Origin of the sequence: Burkholderia sp. BCC1644 (assembly GCF_902833225.1) — a bacterium.
In the GTDB taxonomy this organism is placed as follows: Bacteria; Pseudomonadota; Gammaproteobacteria; order Burkholderiales; family Burkholderiaceae; genus Burkholderia.
Genome location: NZ_CADFEI010000002.1, coordinates 545,422 through 565,700, shown reverse-complemented (window position 1 = coordinate 565,700; position 20,279 = coordinate 545,422). Strand labels below are relative to the sequence as shown.

22 protein-coding genes are annotated in these 20,279 nt (G+C 66.8%); 13 read left to right on the top strand and 9 right to left on the bottom strand.

What is annotated here, in order from left to right; all coding sequences use genetic code 11:
• Positions 1-225: 225 nt before the first annotated feature.
• The 8 genes from HWX87_RS05920 (at position 226) to HWX87_RS05885 (ending at position 8,400) form a co-directional block, all read left to right on the top strand.
• Positions 226-1,122: an IclR family transcriptional regulator gene (locus HWX87_RS05920; protein WP_176046220.1), complete on the top strand. Its 897-nt coding sequence runs from the start codon at positions 226-228 to the stop codon at positions 1,120-1,122.
• Positions 1,123-1,479: 357 nt separating this feature from the next.
• Positions 1,480-2,550 carry a porin gene (locus tag HWX87_RS05915; RefSeq protein WP_176046358.1) on the top strand — a complete coding sequence of 357 codons (1,071 nt, stop codon included), beginning with the start codon at positions 1,480-1,482 and terminating at the stop codon, positions 2,548-2,550.
• Positions 2,551-2,589: 39 nt separating this feature from the next.
• On the top strand, positions 2,590-2,802 hold the full coding sequence (locus HWX87_RS05910; RefSeq protein ID WP_176046219.1) for a DUF3311 domain-containing protein: 213 nt from the start codon (positions 2,590-2,592) through the stop codon (positions 2,800-2,802).
• Positions 2,799-4,277, top strand: a complete 1,479-nt coding sequence (locus HWX87_RS05905; protein WP_176046218.1) for a sodium:solute symporter — start codon at positions 2,799-2,801, stop codon at positions 4,275-4,277. Before HWX87_RS05910 ends, HWX87_RS05905 begins: the two co-directional genes overlap by 4 nt.
• Positions 4,278-4,380: 103 nt before the next feature.
• The gene (locus HWX87_RS05900) at positions 4,381-5,841 is read left to right on the top strand and encodes an amidohydrolase family protein (RefSeq protein ID WP_176046217.1); all 1,461 of its coding nucleotides are present in this window, start codon (positions 4,381-4,383) and stop codon (positions 5,839-5,841) included.
• Positions 5,842-6,038: 197 nt separating this feature from the next.
• Positions 6,039-6,785 carry a glucose 1-dehydrogenase gene (locus tag HWX87_RS05895; RefSeq protein WP_176046216.1) on the top strand — a complete coding sequence of 249 codons (747 nt, stop codon included), beginning with the start codon at positions 6,039-6,041 and terminating at the stop codon, positions 6,783-6,785.
• A gap of 153 nt (positions 6,786-6,938) precedes the next feature.
• Positions 6,939-7,793 (top strand): DJ-1/PfpI family protein, encoded by an 855-nt coding sequence (locus HWX87_RS05890; protein ID WP_176046215.1) that lies wholly within the window; start codon positions 6,939-6,941, stop codon positions 7,791-7,793.
• 124 nt (positions 7,794-7,917) lie between these two features.
• On the top strand, positions 7,918-8,400 hold the full coding sequence (locus HWX87_RS05885; protein WP_176046214.1) for a nuclear transport factor 2 family protein: 483 nt from the start codon (positions 7,918-7,920) through the stop codon (positions 8,398-8,400).
• 91 nt (positions 8,401-8,491) lie between these two features.
• Here the strand turns inward: HWX87_RS05885 and HWX87_RS05880 are convergent, their stop codons facing one another.
• From HWX87_RS05880 to HWX87_RS05870, 3 genes are all read right to left on the bottom strand, one after another.
• A complete protein-coding gene (locus HWX87_RS05880; protein ID WP_176046213.1) occupies positions 8,492-9,439 on the bottom strand; it encodes a helix-turn-helix domain-containing protein in 948 nt (315 codons plus the stop codon).
• Between the two features lie 199 nt (positions 9,440-9,638).
• Positions 9,639-10,160, bottom strand: coding sequence for a GNAT family N-acetyltransferase (locus HWX87_RS05875; protein ID WP_176046212.1), 522 nt, complete (start codon positions 10,158-10,160; stop codon positions 9,639-9,641).
• A gap of 73 nt (positions 10,161-10,233) precedes the next feature.
• On the bottom strand, positions 10,234-10,977 hold the full coding sequence (locus HWX87_RS05870; protein ID WP_176046211.1) for an SDR family oxidoreductase: 744 nt from the start codon (positions 10,975-10,977) through the stop codon (positions 10,234-10,236).
• Positions 10,978-11,125: 148 nt separating this feature from the next.
• Between HWX87_RS05870 and HWX87_RS05865 the strand changes: the two genes are divergently transcribed.
• The gene (locus tag HWX87_RS05865) at positions 11,126-12,019 is read left to right on the top strand and encodes an AraC family transcriptional regulator (RefSeq protein WP_176046210.1); all 894 of its coding nucleotides are present in this window, start codon (positions 11,126-11,128) and stop codon (positions 12,017-12,019) included.
• A 79-nt stretch (positions 12,020-12,098) separates the two neighbouring features.
• Positions 12,099-12,482: a hypothetical protein gene (locus HWX87_RS05860; RefSeq protein ID WP_176046357.1), complete on the top strand. Its 384-nt coding sequence runs from the start codon at positions 12,099-12,101 to the stop codon at positions 12,480-12,482.
• A gap of 106 nt (positions 12,483-12,588) precedes the next feature.
• Here the strand turns inward: HWX87_RS05860 and HWX87_RS05855 are convergent, their stop codons facing one another.
• Genes HWX87_RS05855 through HWX87_RS05845 form a run of 3 tightly spaced genes read right to left on the bottom strand, consistent with a single transcriptional unit; the run spans position 12,589 to position 14,303 of the window.
• Entirely contained in the window at positions 12,589-13,434 is an 846-nt protein-coding gene (locus tag HWX87_RS05855; RefSeq protein WP_176046209.1) for an MBL fold metallo-hydrolase, read from the bottom strand.
• 18 nt (positions 13,435-13,452) lie between these two features.
• Entirely contained in the window at positions 13,453-13,779 is a 327-nt protein-coding gene (locus tag HWX87_RS05850) for a hypothetical protein (RefSeq protein WP_176046208.1), read from the bottom strand.
• Positions 13,767-14,303, bottom strand: a complete 537-nt coding sequence (locus HWX87_RS05845; protein ID WP_176046207.1) for a sugar ABC transporter — start codon at positions 14,301-14,303, stop codon at positions 13,767-13,769. Before HWX87_RS05845 ends, HWX87_RS05850 begins: the two co-directional genes overlap by 13 nt.
• Positions 14,304-14,468: 165 nt before the next feature.
• Here HWX87_RS05845 and HWX87_RS05840 point away from each other — a divergent pair, with 165 nt between their 5' ends.
• Together HWX87_RS05840 and HWX87_RS05835 are read left to right on the top strand one after the other, a co-directional pair.
• Positions 14,469-15,362: a LysR substrate-binding domain-containing protein gene (locus HWX87_RS05840; protein ID WP_176046206.1), complete on the top strand. Its 894-nt coding sequence runs from the start codon at positions 14,469-14,471 to the stop codon at positions 15,360-15,362.
• A gap of 83 nt (positions 15,363-15,445) precedes the next feature.
• A complete protein-coding gene (locus HWX87_RS05835; protein WP_176046205.1) occupies positions 15,446-16,042 on the top strand; it encodes a DJ-1/PfpI family protein in 597 nt (198 codons plus the stop codon).
• Positions 16,043-16,131: 89 nt separating this feature from the next.
• Here HWX87_RS05835 and HWX87_RS05830 read toward each other — a convergent pair whose 3' ends face one another.
• The 3 genes from HWX87_RS05830 to HWX87_RS05820 form a co-directional block, all read right to left on the bottom strand.
• On the bottom strand, positions 16,132-16,902 hold the full coding sequence (locus HWX87_RS05830) for an ABC transporter substrate-binding protein (protein ID WP_176046204.1): 771 nt from the start codon (positions 16,900-16,902) through the stop codon (positions 16,132-16,134).
• 139 nt (positions 16,903-17,041) lie between these two features.
• Positions 17,042-18,271 (bottom strand): cyanate transporter, encoded by a 1,230-nt coding sequence (locus tag HWX87_RS05825; protein WP_176046203.1) that lies wholly within the window; start codon positions 18,269-18,271, stop codon positions 17,042-17,044.
• A gap of 160 nt (positions 18,272-18,431) precedes the next feature.
• On the bottom strand, positions 18,432-19,289 hold the full coding sequence (locus HWX87_RS05820) for a helix-turn-helix transcriptional regulator (protein WP_176046202.1): 858 nt from the start codon (positions 19,287-19,289) through the stop codon (positions 18,432-18,434).
• Positions 19,290-19,384: 95 nt separating this feature from the next.
• Between HWX87_RS05820 and HWX87_RS05815 the strand changes: the two genes are divergently transcribed.
• Positions 19,385-20,278, top strand: coding sequence for an SDR family oxidoreductase (locus HWX87_RS05815; protein WP_176046201.1), 894 nt, complete (start codon positions 19,385-19,387; stop codon positions 20,276-20,278).
• Position 20,279 lies beyond the last annotated feature (1 nt).

The window sequence follows — 20,279 nt, the reverse complement described above, 5'->3', positions numbered from 1 at the left end:
GGAGCGTCAATTTCGAATTCTGCTGAACGGGAGGAATTTCGGAAAAATTCCATTGAACGGAACGGTTGAGGGAATCGCGAGCGAATCGTTCCGCTGGATGATGCGTGGCAAAGCCGCGAAACGCACGCGTCAATCCCGTGCACACCCGGATGCCCGTGGCATTTCGGCGGGACGACAATGGCGGCTACCGTATTCCGTTCAATGAAATCATCGAGGAGAGCCGGCATGCAGGAACCCCATTCGACCGGAACGTCGCCGGCTGCACGCGCGCCGCGCGCGGACGAGGACGCCGTGGACCCGGCCGATGCGGGCGGCGCACCGGGCGCCGGCATGCTGCAGCGCGCGTTCGCGATCCTGCGCGCGCTGGCCGGCATGCAGCAGGACGGCGTGCGCGTCACGCATCTGGCAAAGACCGTCGGTCTCACGCAGGGCACCGCGCACCGGATCCTGCAATCGCTGATCGCCGAAGGGATGGTCGAACAGGACGAGCAGTCGAAGCTGTACCGGCTGAGTGTCGACTTTTTCGCGCTCGCCGCGCAGGCCGGCAACCCGAGCAGCATGCGCACGTTGTGCCGTCCCGCGCTGCTGAGGCTGTGCGCGAGCCTCGGCGAGACCATCTTCCTGCTCGTGAAGAGCGGCTTCGACGCGGTGTGTCTCGACCTGTGCGAAGGCCCGTTCCCGATCCGTTCGTTTACCGGTGACATCGGCGGCCGCATCGCGCTCGGCGTCGGGCAGGGCAGCCTTGCGATCCTCGCGTTCCTGCCCGACGCCGAACGCGAGGAAGTGATCCGCTTCAACGTGCCGCGCATTCGCGGCTACGGCGTGCTCGACGAGGTGTACCTGCGTACCGAGATCGAACGCGTGCGGCAGCTCGGCTACGCGGGCCGCAACAGCGGCGTGCTCGACGGAATGGCCGGCGTCGCGGTGCCGATCCTCGATCGCACCGGCTATCCGGTCGGCGCGTTGAGCGTCGGCACGCTCGCGTCACGCCTCGGCGACGACCGGATGCCGATGGTCGTCGAACTGCTGCGGCGCCAGGCCGACACGATCGGGCCACGGACCAATCCGTTCGATGCCGCGTTGCGGCGGCCGATGCACGGGCTATCAGGGAAAACCGCATAGCCGCTTCGTACGTCGCCGTTTCGTCAGCTTGCTTACGCGTGCCATTCACGTCCGATCAAAACGCACCGCGTCCAGCCGGCCTGCGGGCTTTCGTTTCTCTTGCGGGGTCGCGTGATCCCCGCTCATTTTCTCTTCATCGCCTCCCATTCGATTTTCAACTGCTGCCCAGTTGAACATTTCATTTCTTGATGCCGTTACGGCTGGATACCATCCAGCCACTGTCTAGACAAGCCGACCGGCGCGTATGGGCGGGATCAATAAATCACAACATCGATGAGCAGGTCTGGAGAGGAGATGATGGAGATGGTGCGAATCAAGGGTGGGAAGACGGGCGCCGCAGCGGGTGCTGCGATCGCGATGCTGTTCGCCGGCGCCGCGCACGCGCAGTCGACGGTGACGCTGTACGGGATCGTCGATGCGGGCGTGACCTATACCAACAACACGAAGGGCCATTCGCTGTGGCAGTTCACGGGCGGCAACGAGTCGGGCCCGCGCTGGGGCTTGATCGGCTCCGAGGATCTCGGCGGCGGCCTGAAGGCGAACTTCAAGCTCGAGAACGGCTTCAACGTCGCGAACGGCGCGCTCGGGCAGGGCGGCCGGATGTTCGGGCGGTCGGCGTGGGTCGGCCTGAGCGGCGCGAACTGGGGCGCGGTGACACTCGGCCGCCAGTACAACTCGACGCAGGACATCCTCGGTTCGCTGCAGATGAGCAGCTTCCTCGCGCAGTACTCGACGCACCCGTTCGACAACGACGACATCAACAACACGTTCCGCACCAACAACGCGGTCAAGTACATCTCGCCGACGATCGCCGGCCTGCAGGCGAACCTGATGGTCGGGTTCTCGAACTCGACGGGCTTCTCCAACGACAACACGTGGAGCGCGGGCGTCACGTACGTGAACGGGCCGCTCAACGCGGGCGCCGCCTATGCGCGCGTGAACCACCCGGCGAGCAGCGCGACGGGCGCCGTCGCGTCCGACAACTACTTCCCCGCGTCGGCCTCGGTGTTCGGCGCCGGCCTGTCGAGCGCGGTGCGCCAGCAGATCTGGGGCGCGGGCGGCAGCTACGCGATCGGGCCGGCGACGCTCGGCCTGTTGTACACGGGCTCGAACTTCGGGCAGGCGACGGGCGGCGCGCTGCGCTTCAACAACTACGAAGGCAGCCTGCGCTACCTGGTCACGCCCGCACTGATGGCCGCCGGCGGCTACACCTATACGAAGGTCGCGCGCGGCGGCGACAGCGGCCACTACCAGCAGGTGTCGGCCGGCGTGCAGTACCTGCTGTCCAAGCGCACCGACGTGTACGTGAACGGCTTCTACCAGAAGGCGTCGTCGTCGGTGGGCAACGCGTGGATCGAGGGCGCCGACGGCCCGTCGTCGACGACGTCGCAAGTGGCGGTGGTGGCCGGCATCCGCACGAAGTTCTGATGTCCTGACGCGTTCGCGCGTCTTCCGGAGGAGACTCACATGAAATTCAAACTGTTGCTGGCGGCGCTGCCGTTCGTCGGGATGTATGCAGGCGGCTCGCTCGCCGAGGCGCGTCCGCTGCTGTTCGGGCTGCCGTTCCTGCTCGTCTGGAACCTGATCTGGATGGCGGCGACCGCCGTGATCCTCGCGATCCTGTTCCATCTCGACGAGCGCGACGCGGCCCGCGCAGGCTGTTCGGGAGACGAGCGATGAACGCTTCGATCATCATCATCGCGGCGTTCGCCGTATTCGCGCTGGCGATCGGCGTGATGGCGCGCCGCGGCCGCAAGCTCACGCTCGAACAGTGGGCGGTCGGCGGGCGCGGCTTCGGCTCGCTGCTCACGTTCCTGCTGATGGCCGGCGAGGCGTTCTCGACGTTCTCGTTCCTCGGCGCGAGCGGCTGGACCTACAGCAAGGGCGTGCCGGCGTTCTACATCCTGTCGTACGGCTGCCTCGCGTTCGTGATCGGCTACTGGATGCTGCCCGCGATCTGGCGTTACGCGAAGGAACGCGGGCTCGTGTCGTTCGCCGACTACTTCGCGTCGAAGTACGACAGCCGCGCGATCGGCGTGCTGGTGTCGATCGTCGCGGTGTTCGCGATGGTGTCGCTGCTGATGATCCAGCTGCGCGGGCTCGGCGTGATCGTGTCGGAGATGTCGTACGGGCTGATTCCGCAGTCGGCCGCGATCTGGATCGCCGCGACGCTGATGGCCGTGTACATGGTCGTGTCGGGCATCCACGGGTCGGCGAGCATCGCGATTTTCAAGGACGTGCTGATCCTCGCGATCGCGATCTTCCTCGGCCTGTACCTGCCGATGCATTACTACGGCGGCCTCGGCGAGATGTTCGCGAAGATCGACGCCGCGCATCCCGAACTGCTGCGCATGCCCGAGCACGGCTTCAACCTGAGCTGGTACAACTCGACGATCCTGCTCACGTCGCTCGGCTACTACCTGTATCCGCACGGCTTCACCGCGATCTATGTCGCGAAGGACGAGCGCGCGCTGCGCCGCAACGTGATCCTGATGCCGCTGTACCAGGTGCTGATCGCGTTCCTGTTCCTGGTCGGCTTCGCGGCCGTGATGACCGTGCACGGGCTCGAAGGCGCGCAGACCGATCTCGCGCTGCTGCGCCTCGTGAAGCAGACGTTCCCCGCGTGGTTCGTCGGCATCGTCGGCGGCACGGGCCTGCTCACCGCGCTGGTGCCGGGCTCGCTGATCATGCTCAACGCGTCGACGACGATCGCGCGCAACATCTACCGCGAAGGCTTCGCGCCGAACGCGACCGACCGCGAAGTGACGCGCGTCGCGCGGATCGCGCTGCCGATCTTCACGCTGGTGGTCGTCTACTTCGTGCTGCGCGGCGGTGCGACCTTCGTGACGCTCGCGATCTTCTCGTCGAGCCTGCTCACGCAGCTCGTGCCGATGCTCGCATCGAGCTTCCTGAAGCGGCCGTTCGGCACGCGTGAAGGCGCGTTCGCGGGCATCGTCGCCGGCGCGATCGTGATCGCGATGACGAACTACTATGGCGTGACGCTCGCATCGCTGTTCCCCGGCGCATCGAACACGTTCACGTCGATCAACCCCGGGCTCGTCGCGCTCGCGGTGAACGCGGTGGTGTTCATCGCGATCAGCGCGGTACAGCGCAAGCTGAAGGCGCGTGTTGCGGCGCCGGTGCGCTCCGCGTGACAGTTGCTTCGCCGTTTCGCGGTCAGGCCGCCGGGCAGCCGCCCGGCGGCTTTGCCGTTCGACGGCGCCCCGACCCATTCGAACGACAACAGGACGACACGTCATGACTACCGAGGACAAGCGCGAAACGATCGACACGCTGATCGCGAACGGCTGCGTGATCACGATGGACCCGCAGCGGCGCGTGATCGAGAACGGCGCGGTTGCCGTGGCGGGCGATCGCATCGTCGCCGTCGGCAGCACCGATGAACTGCAGGCGCGCTACCGTGCGACGCGCACGATCGACGCGCGCCGCAAGGCCGTGCTGCCGGGCCTGATCGATGCGCATGCGCACGCGGGCCACGCGATGCTGCGCACGATCGGCGGCGCGGACGGCGATGCATGGTCGGCCGCGGCCGAGACGATTTACACGCGCGCATCGGACGAGGCGTTCTGGGAAACCGAATCGCATCTCGCCGCGCTCGAACGGCTGAAGGCCGGCGTGACGACGGGCGTGTCGCTGCTCGGCGGCGGCAACTCGATCATGCGCGTCGACGACCCGGTCTATGCGCGACGGCATTGCGACGCGGTCGTGCGCACCGGCACGCGCTCGATCGTCGCGGTCGGCCCGTCGCGTCCGCCCGCGCCGCGCGCGTACACGCGCCATACGCCGGACGGCAGCAATACGCGCGACATCGATTTCGACACGATGTACGACGTATGCGAGCGCATCGTCGACGAATGCCACGGCGATGCCGACGGCCGCATCCGGATCGCGCTGACGCTGCCGGTGTACGGCCCCGAGCACGACCCGGAGCTCGCGCAGTACGAGCAAGACTTCCGCGACCAGGCCGTGCGCTACGGCGCACTCGCGCGCGGGCGCGGGCTGACGTTCACGCAGGACGGCCATCGTGCCGGCACGCTCGCGTTCGCGCATCGCGAGCTCGGGCTGCTCGGGCCGACGTCGTTCATGTCGCACAGCATCGACCTGACCGACGACGACATCGCGGCATGCGTGGAAACGGGCACGGCGATCGTCCACAACCCGAGCGCGATCATGTCGATCATCGGGCGCTGCCCGGTGCCCGAGCTGATCGATGCGGGCGTGACGGTGGCGATCGCGTCGGACGGTGCGGCGCCCGATCGCGGCTACGACATGTTCCGCCACATGTGGCAGTGCATGCACTACCACCGCCGGCATTTCCGCGACCCGGACGTGCTGCCGCACGGCAAGGTGCTGGAGATGGTGACGATCGATGCGGCGAAGGCGCTGTCGGTCGATCACGAAGTCGGTTCGCTCGAAGCCGGCAAGTTCGCCGACATCATCCTCGTCGATCTGTTCCGGCCGCACATGATGCCGATGAACATGCCGGTGTATCGCGTGACGTGCTTCGCGAATGCGGCCGACGTGTGCATGACGATGGTCGGCGGCCGTGTGCTGATGGAGGACCGTCGCGTGCTGTCGGTCGATGAAGGCGAGGTGCTCGAGCGCGTGAACGAAGTCGCGGAAACGATGATTCGGCGCAGTGGCTTGCATCATCTGCTCGACGAGCCGAAGACGCTGTGGGGGCGTAGTCACTACTGAGGCATCGCGAGGTCGCGGCCGGCGGATGGCGCGGCGCCCGTTTGAATCGAGTGGCGTTTTTCGAGGGTTATACGACCTTTGCGCCCTCTGCCTCAGGTTCCATACTTCAGTCGAAGATCAAGCCGGGAACAGCGCACGAACGCGATGGCGTTTCGAGCTTCCGGCCTGATTCATCACGACATGAAAAGGAACCGAAGATGAGGCTCAGGAACAAGACAGCGTTGATCACGGGTGGCACCAGCGGCATCGGTCTCGCCACCGCGAAGCGCTTCATTGAGGAAGGCGCCCGCGTAGCGGTTACCGGCCGCGACGATGCCGTATTCGAGCGCGTGAAGGCCGAGCTTGGCGAGAACGCGATCGTCCTCAAGGGCGACGTCCGTTCGCTCGCGGACATGCGGGCGATTGCCGCGGAGGTCAAGGAAAAGTTCGGCGGCCTGGATATCGTGTTCGCCAACGCCGGCTGGGCGTTTCCGTCCGCGGCCAACGACATCGACGACGCACTCTACAACGAGATCATGGACATCAACGTCAAGGGCGTGGTGTTCACGCTTCAGGCGGTGTTGCCGGACTTGCGGGAAGGTTCGTCCGTCATCCTGAATACATCGTTCGTCGCGCAGACCGGCAAGCATGGCATCTCGTTGACGGCGGCCGCGAAGGCAGCAGTGCGATCGCTGGCCCGCAGCTGGTCCTACGAGTTCCTCGATCGAAAAATCCGCTTCAACGCGATCGCCCCCGGTGCGATCGACACCCCGCTGCTCTCCAGGTGGGGCATGCCCGACGAATGGGTTCGCGACCGCAAGGCCGAATTCGCCGAAACGATCCCGGTTGGCCGCATGGGCAAGGCCGAGGACATTGCCAACGCGGCACTGTATCTCGCCAGCGACGAATCCTCCTACGTTGTCGGCACCGAACTGGTCGTCGATGGCGGTGCGTCGCAGCTTTAAGCCCGCAGCTCGCGATTCCGGAGCCCGATACGTCATCGCGGCTCATCCACACCCTGATCTCACGTCCGCCACGCCGTTCGTCGTGGCGGTTGTTCAATCCGGCCCGGCCGTGATGCGTTCGCAGAGGGGGCCGCAGTGCAAGGAGAAATCATCTTGACCGACAGTAGCGATAACGAGGCTTCCGTAAGCCAACTCACCCAGGCCGGTCGTTCGCGCCGCGATGTTCTCAAGCTGGGCAGCGTCGCCACGCTCGGCGCCGTGCTGGGCGGCGGCGCCTTGCTCGGGCATGCAACACCCGCGCTCGCACAGGCAGGCAGCGACGGCGTCCTTGCCCCGAACGATCCGCTCAATATCCTGATCGTCAATTACGACGGCGGAACGCTTCTCGACTTCGCGGGGCCCAGCGAGATTTTCCACCGGCTGCCGAATACGAACGTTCGCTACGCGAGCCTCGATGGCGGCAACGTGACGCTCGAATTCGGCGTCGTGTATGGCAATACCGAACGGCTCGCCGATATCGAGAAGACCGACGTGATTCTCGTGCCCGGCGGGTCCGATTTGAGTGTGCCGATGCGGCCGGCGTATCAGGCGCAGATCCGGCGTCTGGCACAAGGCGCGAAACACGTGACGTCGGTGTGCAACGGATCGCTCGTGCTTGCCGCAACGGGCGTGCTCAAGGGCAAGCGCAGCGCCTGTCACTGGGCGTTCGTCAACAAGCTGTCCGAATACGGCGCCATTCCCGTTCCCGAGCGCTTCGTCGAAGACGACAACGGCCGCTTCATGAGCGGCGGCGGCGTGACGGCAGGCATCGACTTCGCCCTTCGCGTGGCCGCGAAGCTGCGCGGCCAACGGGCCGCCGAATTCACGCAACTCGTGATCGAATACGATCCCGCTCCGCCGTTCCATTCCGGTCATCCGAGGGACGCACGGCCGGACGTGATCGCGATGGTCGACAAGGAACTGCCGGGCGCATCGAGGGGGCTCGCACGAATCCCCGGCGTTCGCTGAACGCCTGCAGTCGATGTGCGCGAGGCCATCCGCCGGCCTCGACGAACGCCGCAGGCGACGCTGCCTGCGTAACCTGCCCATTCGGGCAGGCGCTTCAATTCAAGCCCAAACCGGAAATCACTCGATGCAACAGATTCGTTTGTGTACTGCTGCGCTTGCAGCGTGCGTGTCCCTTTTCGCATCCACCGCGCCGGCTGTCGCCGGTGGTTCGCAACGCCTGCCCGAAGCGGCCATCAAGGCCGAAAACGCGCGGTGGGCCGATGCCTTTGCGCGAGGGGACTATGAGGCGATCGGCCGCCTCTATACCGACGACGGCGCACTCTTGCCGCCCGGCGGCGACAAGGTCACGGGGCGCCGCGCGATCGTGGCGTACTTCGCCAGCGGTTACGCCGGATCGAAACCCGGCACCGTCTCGTTCAGCAATGACGAGTTCTACGGTGACGATCGGGTCGTGACGGAGGTGTCGGATGCGGAGGTTCGCGACCACGAAGGAAAGCTCAAGATTCGCGCGAAGCAGATTCTCGTCTTTCTGAAGCAGGGGGGCGCCTGGAAGCTGCATCGCGACATGTGGAACGATTACGCGCCCGTCAAGACGGACGGCCATTGAACGTCCGGCGATTGGCGCGTCGCGTACCGATGCGTTGCTAGCCCGCCAGACGGACGTTGACCGCACGGCGTGCTGATCGGCCGGCGGTCGATCAGCGCGCCGCGTTCGATCGGCTCTCGCGCCGAATCGCTTGCGGCGGGTGCCCGTGCAGTTTGATGAAGGCCCGCCGCATCCGTTCCGGATCGGTGAATCCCACCGCCAGCGCGATCTGTTCGATCGGTTCGCTGCCACCCTGCAGGCGCAGCCTCGCGGCTTCGACGCGCAAGCGCTCGACCGCCTTCGCGGGTGTTTCACCGGTTTCCCGCCGGAACGCGCGCCCGAACTGCCGCAAGCTCAGTCGCGCGGCATCCGCGAGTCGTTCGACAGGCAACGCCTCTGCCAGATGTTCCCGCGCAAAATTCAGCGCGATGCGGATCCGATCCGACTCCGGTTCCATCTGCGACATCGCGGAGAATTGCGACTGCCCGCCTGGCCGGCGATACGGAACGACCAGCAGCCGGGAGACGGCGCGCGCAATCTCCGCACCCATGTCGGTTTCGATGATGCCGAGCGCCAGGTCGATGCCGGAGGCGATGCCCGCCGACGTCCAGACGCGGCCATCCACGACATAGATACTGTCGCCGTCGACCTTGATGCGAGGGAAGCGCGACTGCATCAGCGCGGCGTACCGCCAGTGCGTCGCTGCCCTCAGGCCGTCCAGCGAGCCGGTTTCCGCGAGCAGAAACGCGCCCGTACACACGCTGGCGACCCGCGAGGTCCTGGCGGTCAGTCTTTTGGCCGCGGCGACATTTTCCGGTGTCTGCATCGGCTCGATGTCGCCGCCCACGAACACGACGGTGTCGAACGTGCGCCTTCCGACCGGCCTGGTCTCGATCGACAGACCCGTATTGCCCTGAATCGGCCCGCCGGCTTGCGAGATGACATGAAGGTCATAGGGCGTATGGCCGGCCGCCGTGGCCACCTGATTGAAGGCCGACAGCGGCCCGCCAAGATCAAGCGCATCGTAGCCTCGGCAAACGAAGAATCCAATTCGATGCATGACAGGGCGGATACCGGAAACTCGGGAAGGGCGTATTTTACCGAGAACCCTCAAATAGTGTCATTCGGCCTGAAACGAGGGAGAAACGTCGTTGACGTCACCATCGATTGCCTGCATGGCCGACAAGACGTGGCGAGCCGTAAACGCGAAGCGCCCCGTCGTTTGCCGGCGGGGCGCGGTCGTCATGCGGTTGCGGAGATCAGCGACGGTAGATGTATTCCAGGTCGGTCGATTCGCCGACCTGGAAATCGTACGTGCCGACCTGCTGGAAGCCCGCCTTCTCGTAGAACGCGATGGCCTTCGCGTTGCCGGACCACACGCCCAGCCATACCGGCCCGGGGCGTTCGTCGGCGAGATAATCCAGCGCGGCGTCGAACAACGCGCGTCCGGCGCCGGTACCTTGCGTACCGCGTCGAAGGTAGATCTGATGGATCTCGCCCGACCCTTCCGCGACTTCCGGGTGCGGGAGTTTGCATGGCCCCGCGTGTGCATAGCCGACCAGCGTGCCGTCGTCGCTTTCGGCGACCCACGTACGGCACTGCGGGTCGACGAGCTGCTCGCTGACCGTTGCGACCGAGTAACTGCGGGCCTCGTACGCGGCAAGATCGTTCGGCGGGTAGTTGATGTCGAAGCCGTCCTGCAGAAAGGTTTCGCGAAACGTATCGCGCTTCAAGTCGGCAAGCGGGGCTGCATCGGCCAGTGTCGCAACGCGGATCAACATCGGAAGTGTCTCGCTTCGGTAGTCGGGCGAACAGTGTATCGCGAGCGACATCCGGCCGGTGCATCGTTACCCGCTAACCGGTGATCGTCGCCGTCGGGCGCACGACGATCTCGTTCACGTCGACATCGGCGGGCTGTGCGATCGCATACGCAATGGCCGCCGCGATCGCTTCCGGTTCGAGCGCGATGCTGCGATACCGCGCCATCGCTTCGGCGGCGACCGGATCCGTGATCGTGTCGGCCAGCTCGGACGTCACGACACCGGGGCAGATGCTCGTGACGCGCAGCTTGTCGTTCTCCTGCCGCAAGCCGTCGGAAATCGCGCGCACCGCATACTTCGTCGCGCAATAGACGGCGGCCGTCGGCGAGACGCGCAACCCGCCGATCGACGACACGTTGATGATCTGGCCGAAACCCTGGCGATTCATCACCGGCAATGCGGCCGCGATGCCGTACAGCACGCCCTTGATGTTGACGTCGATCATGCGGTCCCATTCGTCGACCTTCAGCGACGCCATCGGCGACAGCGGCATGACGCCCGCATTGTTGACGATGACGTCGATATGGCCATACTCGGCGAGCGCGGCTTCGACGAACGCGTCGTTGTCGTCGCGCTTCGTGACGTCGAGCGCACGCCACGCCGCCGTGCCGCCCTTGGCGCGGATGTTGCCGGCGAGGTCCGCAAGACGCTCGGTGCGACGCGCGCCGAGCATCAGGCGCGCGCCGCGCTCGCCCAGATAGCGGGCGGTGGCTTCGCCGATCCCGCTGCTTGCGCCGGTGATCAGGATCACTTTCTGTTCGATGTTGTGGCTGGACATGTTCGTTCCTCGGTTCAGGGTGAAGAGTCGACAGGATCGCGCGGAAGGGCGCGCGGCCGTTATCCTGCGAATCCGCATTTCTTGCACGATTCTCCGAAAATGCAGCGAAGGCGATACGCGCCGCGATTCGGCGTGCGACACTCGGCACATGGAAAAAATCGACGATCTCGCGGCGCTGATCGCACGCCATGCGCAGGCGGACGGCGCGGTGGAAACGGCGATAAAGGGTCTGGGCCTGTTGCGCTCGTCGGCCGCGACGGAGCCCGTGCATACGCTCTACGAGCCTTCCTGCTGCATCGTCGCGCAGGGCCGGAAGCGCGCGGTGGTCGGTGGCCGCGAGTATCGGTACGATCCGTCGAACTACCTGATCGTCGGCCTCGACTTGCCGGTGATCGGCGCGGTGATCGAGGCCAGCGTCGCGCAGCCGTATCTCAGTGTGCGGTTGCCGCTGAATCGTCCGGCGCTCGCCGACATGCTGATGCACGATTCGACGAAACCCGGGCGCGGCGACGCGCGCGGGTCACCGGCGATCGCGGTGGAAGCCGCGACGCCGCACCTGATCGACGCGGCCGCGCGGCTGCTGCATCTGCTCGACGCGCCGGACGACATCCCGGCGCTCGCGCCGCTGATCGAGCGCGAGATTCTCTATCGCCTGTTGCGCGGCCCGCATGCGGACATGTTGCGTCAGGTCGCGTATCAGACCGGTCGCATCAACCGGATTCAGCGGGCGATCGCGTTCATCCGCCATCACTTCACCGAAGACTTCGCGATCGATGACCTCGCCGCGCTGGCGGACATGAGCGTGTCGACGTTCCATGCGCAATTCAAGGTCGCGACGCACATGAGCCCGCTGCGTTTTCGTGCGCAGATCCGCTTGCAGGAAGCGCGTCGGCTGATGCTGGCCGAAGGGCTGGGGGCGGCGGAGGCGGGGTTCCGTGTCGGGTACGAAAGCCCGTCGCAGTTCAGCCGCGAGTACGGGCGCCTGTTCAACACGCCGCCGAAGCGCGACACGGCAACACGAAAGGCGCTGGCGAGCGCCTGACGGGTGCGGCAACAATGCCGATGGTTGACCGCCGGCGGACATGCTAGGATTTCCGTCAAACAACTTCGGAGACGCCGTGATGCCGTTCATCTGCGAAAACGTTGAATGTCGTGCCGTGCTGGCGCGCGGGCAGGTCAAGACTCGCCAGGAGGACGCCGGGTGGTGTTTCTACTGTCCGGACTGCAAGACCAGGAACGAGTTGATGGATATCGGCACGGTGGTCGGCCACGTCGAGCTGGTTCAGCCGGAGCGGGCGAGCCCGCCGCACAAGGTCGTCGCGACAGCCAGGCCGCTGGACGACGGCACCTATGCGGCGCAGTTGTGCGTGCAGCGCGCGCTCGCGGTGAAAGGAACCTTCGCGGCCGAAGAGCACTGGGATCAGCTCGGTGTATTCGGCGACGCGCAGGAAGCCGTCGCGCACGCGCAGTCGTTCGCAACGGATCTGTTGCAACGCGCGGCGTAGTATCCGGCCGCACGCCGAATGGCGCGACACCGCGCCACGCGCGGATCGACGCGGATGTCATGACCGCGGATCCGCGCGCCGGATGTGACTTGCTCCGTTCATGAAATCACGCTTCGGTCTCGTAAAGCAGACCATATTCCCCTTTCGTTCGCGCGATGCGGGCGAAACCGGGTTCTCCTAAATGCATGCCCGCGATCAATAGCCGCTCCGAACTGACCCGGTCCAGCAGCCGCGATCGCGTGGTCGCGGCCAGGGTCGAGTCCTGATCGAATGCAATCGACACGTCGGGCCGCTTGATCTGGATGTGCGGGAAATGCACGATATCTCCCCACACGAGCAGGCCCTGATCGCCGGATTCGACGACGTATCCCGTGTGCCCATCGGTATGCCCCGGTAGCGGCATCGCGCGGATGCCCGGCAACACGTCGCCTTCGTCAAACAGACGCAGCCTGTCGCGATAGCCGTCGAATACCTGGCGCGCGATCAGGAAGTTGCCGCGGGCGCGCTCGCTGGCGCGGCTCAGATTGGCGTCGTCCTGCCAGAAGCCGACCTCCCGCCGATGGACGACCAGCTCCGCCTGCGGAAACGTCACGTGTCCGGCGGCATTCACCAGCCCCCCGACATGGTCGGGATGCGCGTGCGTGAGCAGGATCGTGTCGATCGCGGACGGGTCGATGCCTGCCAGCAACAGATTGGCGATCAGGCGGCCGCCCCATTGCCTGATGCCGCCGGCCCCGGCGTCGATGAGGATCGTGCGGTCCGCGCCGCGCACCACGTAGCAGTTGATATGGATGGCGGACGGTTCCTGCTGCCCGGCATCGTGCTGCATTCGGGAGGCCTCCGCCGTGTCGATATTCGACAGGAAATCGAGGCTGGCGGTCAGGTAGCCGTCGCTGATCGCCGTGACCGTGAAATCGCCGACTCGCTGAAAGGGAAAAGTAACGGTGGACACAAGGCTTCTCCAGGCAAGCTAGTTTCGCGCGTGAATGTTCGGCGCGGCATGGCCAAAACAGCGGATGCGCGCGGTCAGGCCCGTGCGGCGCACGATCGCGTGATCGAGCGCCGCCATGAACCGGTTCATGATGTCGGGCGAACGAAACGCGTCGACGCGATACTGGATTTCCGCGAAAACGGGATGCCCGTGTCCGTGCCGGACTTCCATGAAGATCACATGAACGTTCTCGAGCGCTGCGTGGAGGACTTCGGTGCAAAGGTCGACGCAGTCGCCGGACAGCGCGGCAAGATCGCCGTCAGATGGCATGCGTCCCGCCTGAATATGAAAAGTCACGTTCGGCATGGCTGGCCTGCCTTGGTCAGTTGCGTGGTGATCGGTGCGTAAAGGTAAAGGCCGGCCGCGGCGTGCCCGGCCAGCCGGGCGTCGCGCCGGGGCAGGACGCCGAGCCAGCGGCGCGCCGGAAACTTCTCCAGCGCGACGGCCTGCATGGCCAGCGGGGTCAGGCCCATGCGGATCAGCGGCTCGGGGCCGCTTTCGCACAGCACGAGCAGTTCGTCGGCCGCGACCGCCGGCGCGACGCCGATATCGCTGTAGAGATTGCGGTGCCAGTCGGTAATGTGCTGCTGCCATCTCGCGAAATTGCCACCGCCTTTCCGGCGATATTCGTCCCCGGCCAGCACGTCGAGCCCATCGATCGTGTGGACGGCCAGGTAGACGGGGCAACCGTCGCCGATCGCCTTGAAGCGCTGCGACGTATGAAAACCCGTCACCGAGATGAGGGCCGGCAGCTTGTCGAGGCTGTAGAAGTCGTTCCATTCGGCTTCGCTGTCGCGGTCGGCGAAGCTGCATTCCACGGTGTAGATCATCAGTTCGTCCTTCGTAACGGAGGGGCATCCTGCGGCGAGCGCACGATGCTCAGTGCAGTGACGTAATGCTAATCTGATGTTTCCCGCGTCAATATCGACAAAAAGTCAGCCTTCAGTGATGTTTGCTCAAGCTGGCGTCGAATCCCCCCGATCGGCGAGACCTCCATGCGACGCAAGATTCCAAGCAATTCCGCGCTCCTGGCCTTCGAGGCGGCGGCCCGACACGGGAGCTTCGCCCGCGCGGCCGACGAGCTGGCACGCACCGAAGGCGCGGTCAGCCGCCAGATCGGCCGGCTGGAGGCGTTTCTGGGCGTGACGTTGTTCGAGCGCGTCGGAAACCGGGTCCGGCTGGCGCCGAACGGCACGCGATACGCGGTGCAGGTGCGCGAGATCCTGGACCGGCTGGAGCGCGACAGCCTGTATTTGATGGGGCAGCCCGTCGAGGGCGCGAGCCTCGAGATTGCCGCGATCCCGACCTTCGCCACGCGCTGGCTGATTCCCCGGTTGAAGCGGTTTCAGGATCGTCACCCGAACATCACCGTGCATCTCGCCGAACGGATGGACCCGTTCCTGCTCGCGGGCAGCGGGTTCGACGCGGCCATTCATTTCGAGCATCCGGCATGGGCCGGCATGCATCTGCATCCTCTGCTGGAGGAGGTGCTGGTGCCGGTCTGCAGTCCGGCGCTCCTGAAGGGCGCGGGGAAGAACGTGTCGCTCGACGCGCTGCCGCGCCTGCACCGGCGGCAGAATCCCGATGCCTGGCAGGCGTACGCGGAAGCGGCCGGTATTGCGCTGACCAATTCGGCGGTCGGCCCCCGCTACGATCTCCATTCGATGCTGATCGAGGCGGCACTGGCCGGCTTGGGCGTGGCACTGGTGCCGCGTCTTTACATCGGGGCGGAGCTCGAGCAGGGCCGCCTGGTCGCGCCCTGGCCGGACGGGAAGGCCGTGACCAAGACCTTCTGCCTCGTGCTTCCGGAGCCGGTCGAATCGAGCGCGGGGCCGGTACGGGCTTTCGCGACATGGATGCTGGAAGAGGCCGGCGGCGTCGCGCGTTGAAGCAGCCACCGATGCGCGCCGCGAATGCGTCGTGATTGATCTACGATAGGCGCGATACAACCACGCCACGATGCAAGGACGCCATGCACATCGCCATCCTGACTTTCGAGGGCTTCAACGAACTTGATTCGCTGATCGCCTTCGGCCTGCTTAACCGGGTCAAGACGCCCGGCTGGCGCGTATCGATTGCAAGCCCGGTGCCGCGGCCGCGGTCGATGAATGGTCTGGTGCTGGACGCACACGTGTCGTTGCAGGAGGCATGCGATGCCGACGCCGTGCTGGTCGGCAGCGGCTCGCTGACGCGGGATGTCGTGCGCGATGCCGCGCTGATGGCGCAGTTGAAGCTCGATCCGGCGCGCCAGCTGCTGGGCGCACAATGCTCGGGCACGCTGATACTCGCGAAGCTGGGCCTGCTGAACGACGTGCCGGCCTGCACCGACCTGACCACCAAGCCGTGGGTCGAGGAGGCGGGCGTGGCCGTGCTCGATCAGCCGTTCGTGGCGCGGGGGAATGTGGCGACCTCAGGCGGCTGCCTGGCGTCGCACTATCTGGCGGCCTGGGTCATCGCGCGCCTGGAGGGCGTCGAGGCCGCGCGCAGCGCGATCCACTACGTCGCGCCGGTGGGGGAGAAGGAGGCTTACGTGACGCGTGCGATCGGGAACATTGCGCCGTTCCTCTGATCGCGTTCCCGAACGGCATTCACGACGATTCGCGAAGGGGCGTCGCGCGCCGATGCGCGACGCCCCTTCGTCGACTCCACCCGCGTCCGTCAGTTGTAGATATCGAACGAGAAATACTTCTTCGCGATCCGCTGATACGTCCCGTCCTGAATCAGGCTCGCGAGCGCCTGGTTGATCTGCGTACGCAGTGCGTCGTCGTCCTTGCGCACGCCGATTGCCGAACCCACGCCCAGCGTCTTCGGATCATGCAGCGCCGGCCCCGCGAATTCGAAGTTCGCACCCTTCGCGGTCTTCAGGAAACCGAGGTCGGCCTGCACCGACGACTGCAGCGACGCATCGAGCCGGCCCGACAGCAAGTCCTGGTACACGAGATCCTGCGTCTGGTACGTGCGGACGATCACACCCTTCGGTTCCCAGTACGTGCGTGCATAGGTTTCCTGCGTCGACCCCTGCTCGACGCCGACGCTCTTGCCCTGCAGCGACTCGGCCGTCGGTTGCAGGTTCGACCCGCGCCGCGCGACGAGGCGCGGCGGCACGTTGTTGATCTTGTCGGTGAACGCGATCTGCGCGAGCCGCTTCTCGGTCACGCTCATCGACGACAGCACGCCGTCGAACTTGCGCGCCTTCAGGGCCGGGATCATGCCGTCGAAGGCGTTTTCGACCCACACGCAGCGCACCTTCATCCGCTCGCAGATCGCGTTGCCGAGATCGATGTCGAAGCCGACGAGCTTGCCGTCGGGTGCGAGCGATTCGAACGGCGCATAACTGGGATCGACGCCGAGGCGCAGCACCGCCGGGTCTTTCGCGGCGGCGGCGCTTGCCGTCAGCGCGAGCGCGACGGCCAGAACGAGCTTTTTCATGAGTGTCTCCATTACCGGTTGATGTTGTTTGTCGTGAAGCGAACAGGCGGCCGATGGGCGTGACGACCCGCGCCCGGCCATGCGCGGGCGGCTGGACGGCCGCCGGAAGCGGCGGCGAAACGTCCGGATTCGAAGGGGGTCAGCGGGCGGCGCCGGTGATGCGCGCCATGCTGTGCCGGTAGCCGGCGGGCGAGAGCGCGGCGTTCAGCACGGCCATCGATGCGATCACGCCGAGATGCATCCACCACGCGATCGCGAAGCCGCCGCCCGCGTCGCGCAGCCAGCCGATCAGCCAGGGGCTGGCCGCGACGGTCAGGAAGCCGATGCCCTGCACGAACGCGGCGAGCGCGCCCGCGAGCCGCGCGTCGGGCAGGTGGTCGAGCGTGACGATCAGGCTCATCGAGAAGAAGCCGCCGAGACCGAGGCCGACGCTTGCGACCCAGAGCCACGGCGCGAGGGCAGGCAGCGTCGCGAACCCGGCGAAGCCGGCCGCCTGCAGCGCGAGCGTGAGCCACAGCACGTGGCGGCGGTCGGGCGAATGCTTCGCGAGCATCGGCATCGCCAGTGCGCCGGTCGCCTGGAACAGCGCCATCCACGCGAGCAGGTTGCCGCTCGCCTGCGGACTCATGCCGACGCTGCGGTAGAACGCGGGCAGCCACGCGACGAGGCTCGCATAGCCGCTGTTGCTGAGGCCGAAAAACAGCGCGAGCTGCCATGCGCGCGGAACGCGGGCGAACGCGCTGATCGACGACGTGGCGGCGGCAGCGTGCATGGTGTCGCGCGGCGCTTTCGCGCGCCACAGCGCGAGCGTGACGAGCGCAGGCACGGCCCACACGGCGAGCGCGAGATGCCAGCCGCCGTGTGCGGCAAGCCACGGTGCGGCGACCGCGCCGAACGCACCGCCGCCGACGAGCGCGGCCGAATAGAGGCCCATCACGAGCGGCAGCCGATCGACGAACCAGCGTTTCGCGAGGCCCGGCACGAGTGCCTGGATGACCGCGACGCCGGCGCCCGCCGCGATCGCGGTCGCGATCAGGCCCGTGCTGCCGCCGGTCCACAGGCGCGCCGTGCAGCCGGCCGCGATCAGCGCGAGGGCGGCGGTCAGCGCGCGCCGCTCGCCGATGCGCCGCGCGAGCCCGACGCCGGCACCGGCGACGACGCCCATCAGCACGAACGGCAGCGTGGTCAGCAGCGCGGCCGCGCGAAAGCCGAGGCCCGTGTCGGCGCGCACGAGGTCGAGCACGGGGCCGAACGCGGTCAGGAACGGGCGCAGGTTGAGGCCGGCCAGCACCAGCAGCGCGAGCGCGCCATAGGACACGGAAGCCGCGTGCGGGCGGGGTGCGGCTTGCGCGGTGCCGGGGTCGGTCATCGGAATGCTCCAGGGAGGGGCCGGTGGCCCTGTGATGCGATGCCGAAAGGGTAAGCGCGCGCTACGCCAGGAGAAAATTAAATATTCGACTGGGAATCAGTGCGGAATACGATGGCGCGCGCGGGCCGGCGGGGCCGGATGGGCGCGGCCCGCCGCGTGCCTATGCGGCCGGTGCCTGCATCGCGCCGGCCCGTTCGCGGGCCGCGACGAGCGCCCGGATGCGTGCGCGGTCGGCCGGCGTCGCCGGCGTGAAGATCACGAGACTCAGGTCGGGGCGGCCGGTCACCGAAAACGCCGAATATTCGAGCGCGATCCGGCCGGCCTGCGGGTGGCGGATCTCTTTCGTCCCTTCGTCATGCGAATGGATATCGTGGTCGCGCCACATCGCGTCGAATTCGGCGCTCGTCGCGCGCATCTCGTCGACGAACGTCTGCACGGCGCTCGTCGCGCCGCCGCGCGCGACGTCCGCGCGAAACGCGCCGACCGCGAACCGCGCGACGCGCTCCCAGTTCGGCTGCGCGTAGCGCACCCCCGCGTCGACGAAGATCAGCCGCAGGATGTTGCGCGCGGCCGGCGGCAGCGTCGCATAGTCGGTCAGCGTGGCGGCCGCCGCGTCGTTCCACGCGACGACGTCCCACGTCGCGGAGCGCACGATCGCGGGGCTCGCGTCGAGCGAATCGAGCACGTGCTGCAGGCGCGGCGTCACGCTGGCCGGTGCGTGATAGCGCACTTCGGGCGGATGGCCGACACCGATCAGGAACAGGTGCTCGCGTTCGGCGTCGTTCAGCATCAGCGCGCGGGCGAGCCGGTCGAGCACGTCGGCCGACGGTGCGCCGCCGCGCCCCTGTTCGAGCCACGTGTACCACGCGGCGCTCACGTGGGCGCGCTGCGCGACTTCCTCGCGTCGCAGGCCCGGCGTGCGGCGGCGCGTGGCCGGCAGCCCGAGCGCGGCCGGGTCGAGTTTCTCGCGGCGGTCCCGCAGGTACGCGCCGAGCAGGTTGTCGGGGGCGTCAGCCATATCCTGTTAGTTCGTTTACCGGTAAACCGTCACGACTTCACCGCGCGCGGCCCTCGGCAGATAGTAAGCCTCCATTCCATCCGGAGGTGCTGAACATGCGTGTCTTTGTAACTGGAGCGTCGGGATTCGTCGGCTCGGCCGTCGTTGCCGAACTCGTGGCCGCCGGGCATTCGGTGCTCGGCCTGGCGCGCTCCGATGCGGCCGCCGCGTCGGTGGCGGCCGCGGGAGCCGACGTGCATCGCGGGTCGCTGGAGGATCTCGACAGCCTGACGCGCGGCGCGGAACGCGCCGACGCGGTGATCCACACGGGATTCAATCACGACTTCTCGCGCTTCGCGCAGAACTGCGAACTCGACCGCCGCGCGATCGAGACGATCGGCGCGGTCCTCGCGGGCTCGTCGCGGCCCTTGGTCGTCACGTCGGGGCTCGCGCTCGTCGCGCCCGGCCGCGCGGCGACCGAGGACGATCCGCACGTATCCGTGTCGTCGACCTATCCGCGTGCGTCCGAAGCGGCCGCGGTCGCGCTGGCGGCGCGCGGCGTGCATGCGTCGGTCGTGCGCCTGCCGCCGTCCGTGCACGGCGACGGCGATCACGGCTTCGTGCCGCGGCTGATTGCATTTGCGCGGGAGAAGGGAGCGTCGGCCTTTGTCGGCGACGGCGACAATCGCTGGCCGGCCGTGCACCGGCTCGACGCGGCGCGCGTGTACCGGCTCGCGATCGAACGCGGCGCGGCCGGCGCGCGCTATCACGCGGTCGACGATACCGGTGTGCCGTTTCGCGAGATCGCGCAAGTGATCGGCCGTCGGCTGAACGTGCCGGTCGTCGCGAAGCCGGTGGCGGAAGCCGGCGAGCATTTCGGCTGGTTCGCGATGTTTGCCGGGATGGATGCGCCGGCAACCAGCGAGCGCACGCGGGCATGGCTCGACTGGGCGCCGACGCAGCCGCGGCTGCTGGCCGATATCGACCGGCCGCGCTACTTCGAAAGCTGAG

Excerpts from the sequence above, each read along its gene's own strand:
- HWX87_RS05910 (WP_176046219.1), top strand. The coding sequence starts at position 2,590 with ATGAAATTCAAACTGTTGCTGGCGGCGCTGCCGTTCGTCGGGATGTAT.
- HWX87_RS05865 (WP_176046210.1), top strand. The coding sequence starts at position 11,126 with ATGGAAAAAATCGACGATCTCGCGGCGCTGATCGCACGCCATGCGCAG.
- HWX87_RS05845 (WP_176046207.1), bottom strand. The coding sequence starts at position 14,303 with ATGATCTACACCGTGGAATGCAGCTTCGCCGACCGCGACAGCGAAGCC.
- HWX87_RS05850 (WP_176046208.1), bottom strand. The coding sequence starts at position 13,779 with ATGCCGAACGTGACTTTTCATATTCAGGCGGGACGCATGCCATCTGAC.
- HWX87_RS05860 (WP_176046357.1), top strand. The coding sequence starts at position 12,099 with ATGCCGTTCATCTGCGAAAACGTTGAATGTCGTGCCGTGCTGGCGCGC.
- HWX87_RS05885 (WP_176046214.1), top strand. The coding sequence starts at position 7,918 with ATGCAACAGATTCGTTTGTGTACTGCTGCGCTTGCAGCGTGCGTGTCC.
- HWX87_RS05895 (WP_176046216.1), top strand. The coding sequence starts at position 6,039 with ATGAGGCTCAGGAACAAGACAGCGTTGATCACGGGTGGCACCAGCGGC.
- HWX87_RS05905 (WP_176046218.1), top strand. The coding sequence starts at position 2,799 with ATGAACGCTTCGATCATCATCATCGCGGCGTTCGCCGTATTCGCGCTG.
- HWX87_RS05840 (WP_176046206.1), top strand. The coding sequence starts at position 14,469 with ATGCGACGCAAGATTCCAAGCAATTCCGCGCTCCTGGCCTTCGAGGCG.
- HWX87_RS05900 (WP_176046217.1), top strand. The coding sequence starts at position 4,381 with ATGACTACCGAGGACAAGCGCGAAACGATCGACACGCTGATCGCGAAC.
- HWX87_RS05915 (WP_176046358.1), top strand. The coding sequence starts at position 1,480 with ATGCTGTTCGCCGGCGCCGCGCACGCGCAGTCGACGGTGACGCTGTAC.
- HWX87_RS05830 (WP_176046204.1), bottom strand. The coding sequence starts at position 16,902 with ATGAAAAAGCTCGTTCTGGCCGTCGCGCTCGCGCTGACGGCAAGCGCC.
- HWX87_RS05835 (WP_176046205.1), top strand. The coding sequence starts at position 15,446 with ATGCACATCGCCATCCTGACTTTCGAGGGCTTCAACGAACTTGATTCG.
- HWX87_RS05825 (WP_176046203.1), bottom strand. The coding sequence starts at position 18,271 with ATGACCGACCCCGGCACCGCGCAAGCCGCACCCCGCCCGCACGCGGCT.
- HWX87_RS05920 (WP_176046220.1), top strand. The coding sequence starts at position 226 with ATGCAGGAACCCCATTCGACCGGAACGTCGCCGGCTGCACGCGCGCCG.
- HWX87_RS05820 (WP_176046202.1), bottom strand. The coding sequence starts at position 19,289 with ATGGCTGACGCCCCCGACAACCTGCTCGGCGCGTACCTGCGGGACCGC.
- HWX87_RS05880 (WP_176046213.1), bottom strand. The coding sequence starts at position 9,439 with ATGCATCGAATTGGATTCTTCGTTTGCCGAGGCTACGATGCGCTTGAT.
- HWX87_RS05815 (WP_176046201.1), top strand. The coding sequence starts at position 19,385 with ATGCGTGTCTTTGTAACTGGAGCGTCGGGATTCGTCGGCTCGGCCGTC.
- HWX87_RS05870 (WP_176046211.1), bottom strand. The coding sequence starts at position 10,977 with ATGTCCAGCCACAACATCGAACAGAAAGTGATCCTGATCACCGGCGCA.
- HWX87_RS05875 (WP_176046212.1), bottom strand. The coding sequence starts at position 10,160 with ATGTTGATCCGCGTTGCGACACTGGCCGATGCAGCCCCGCTTGCCGAC.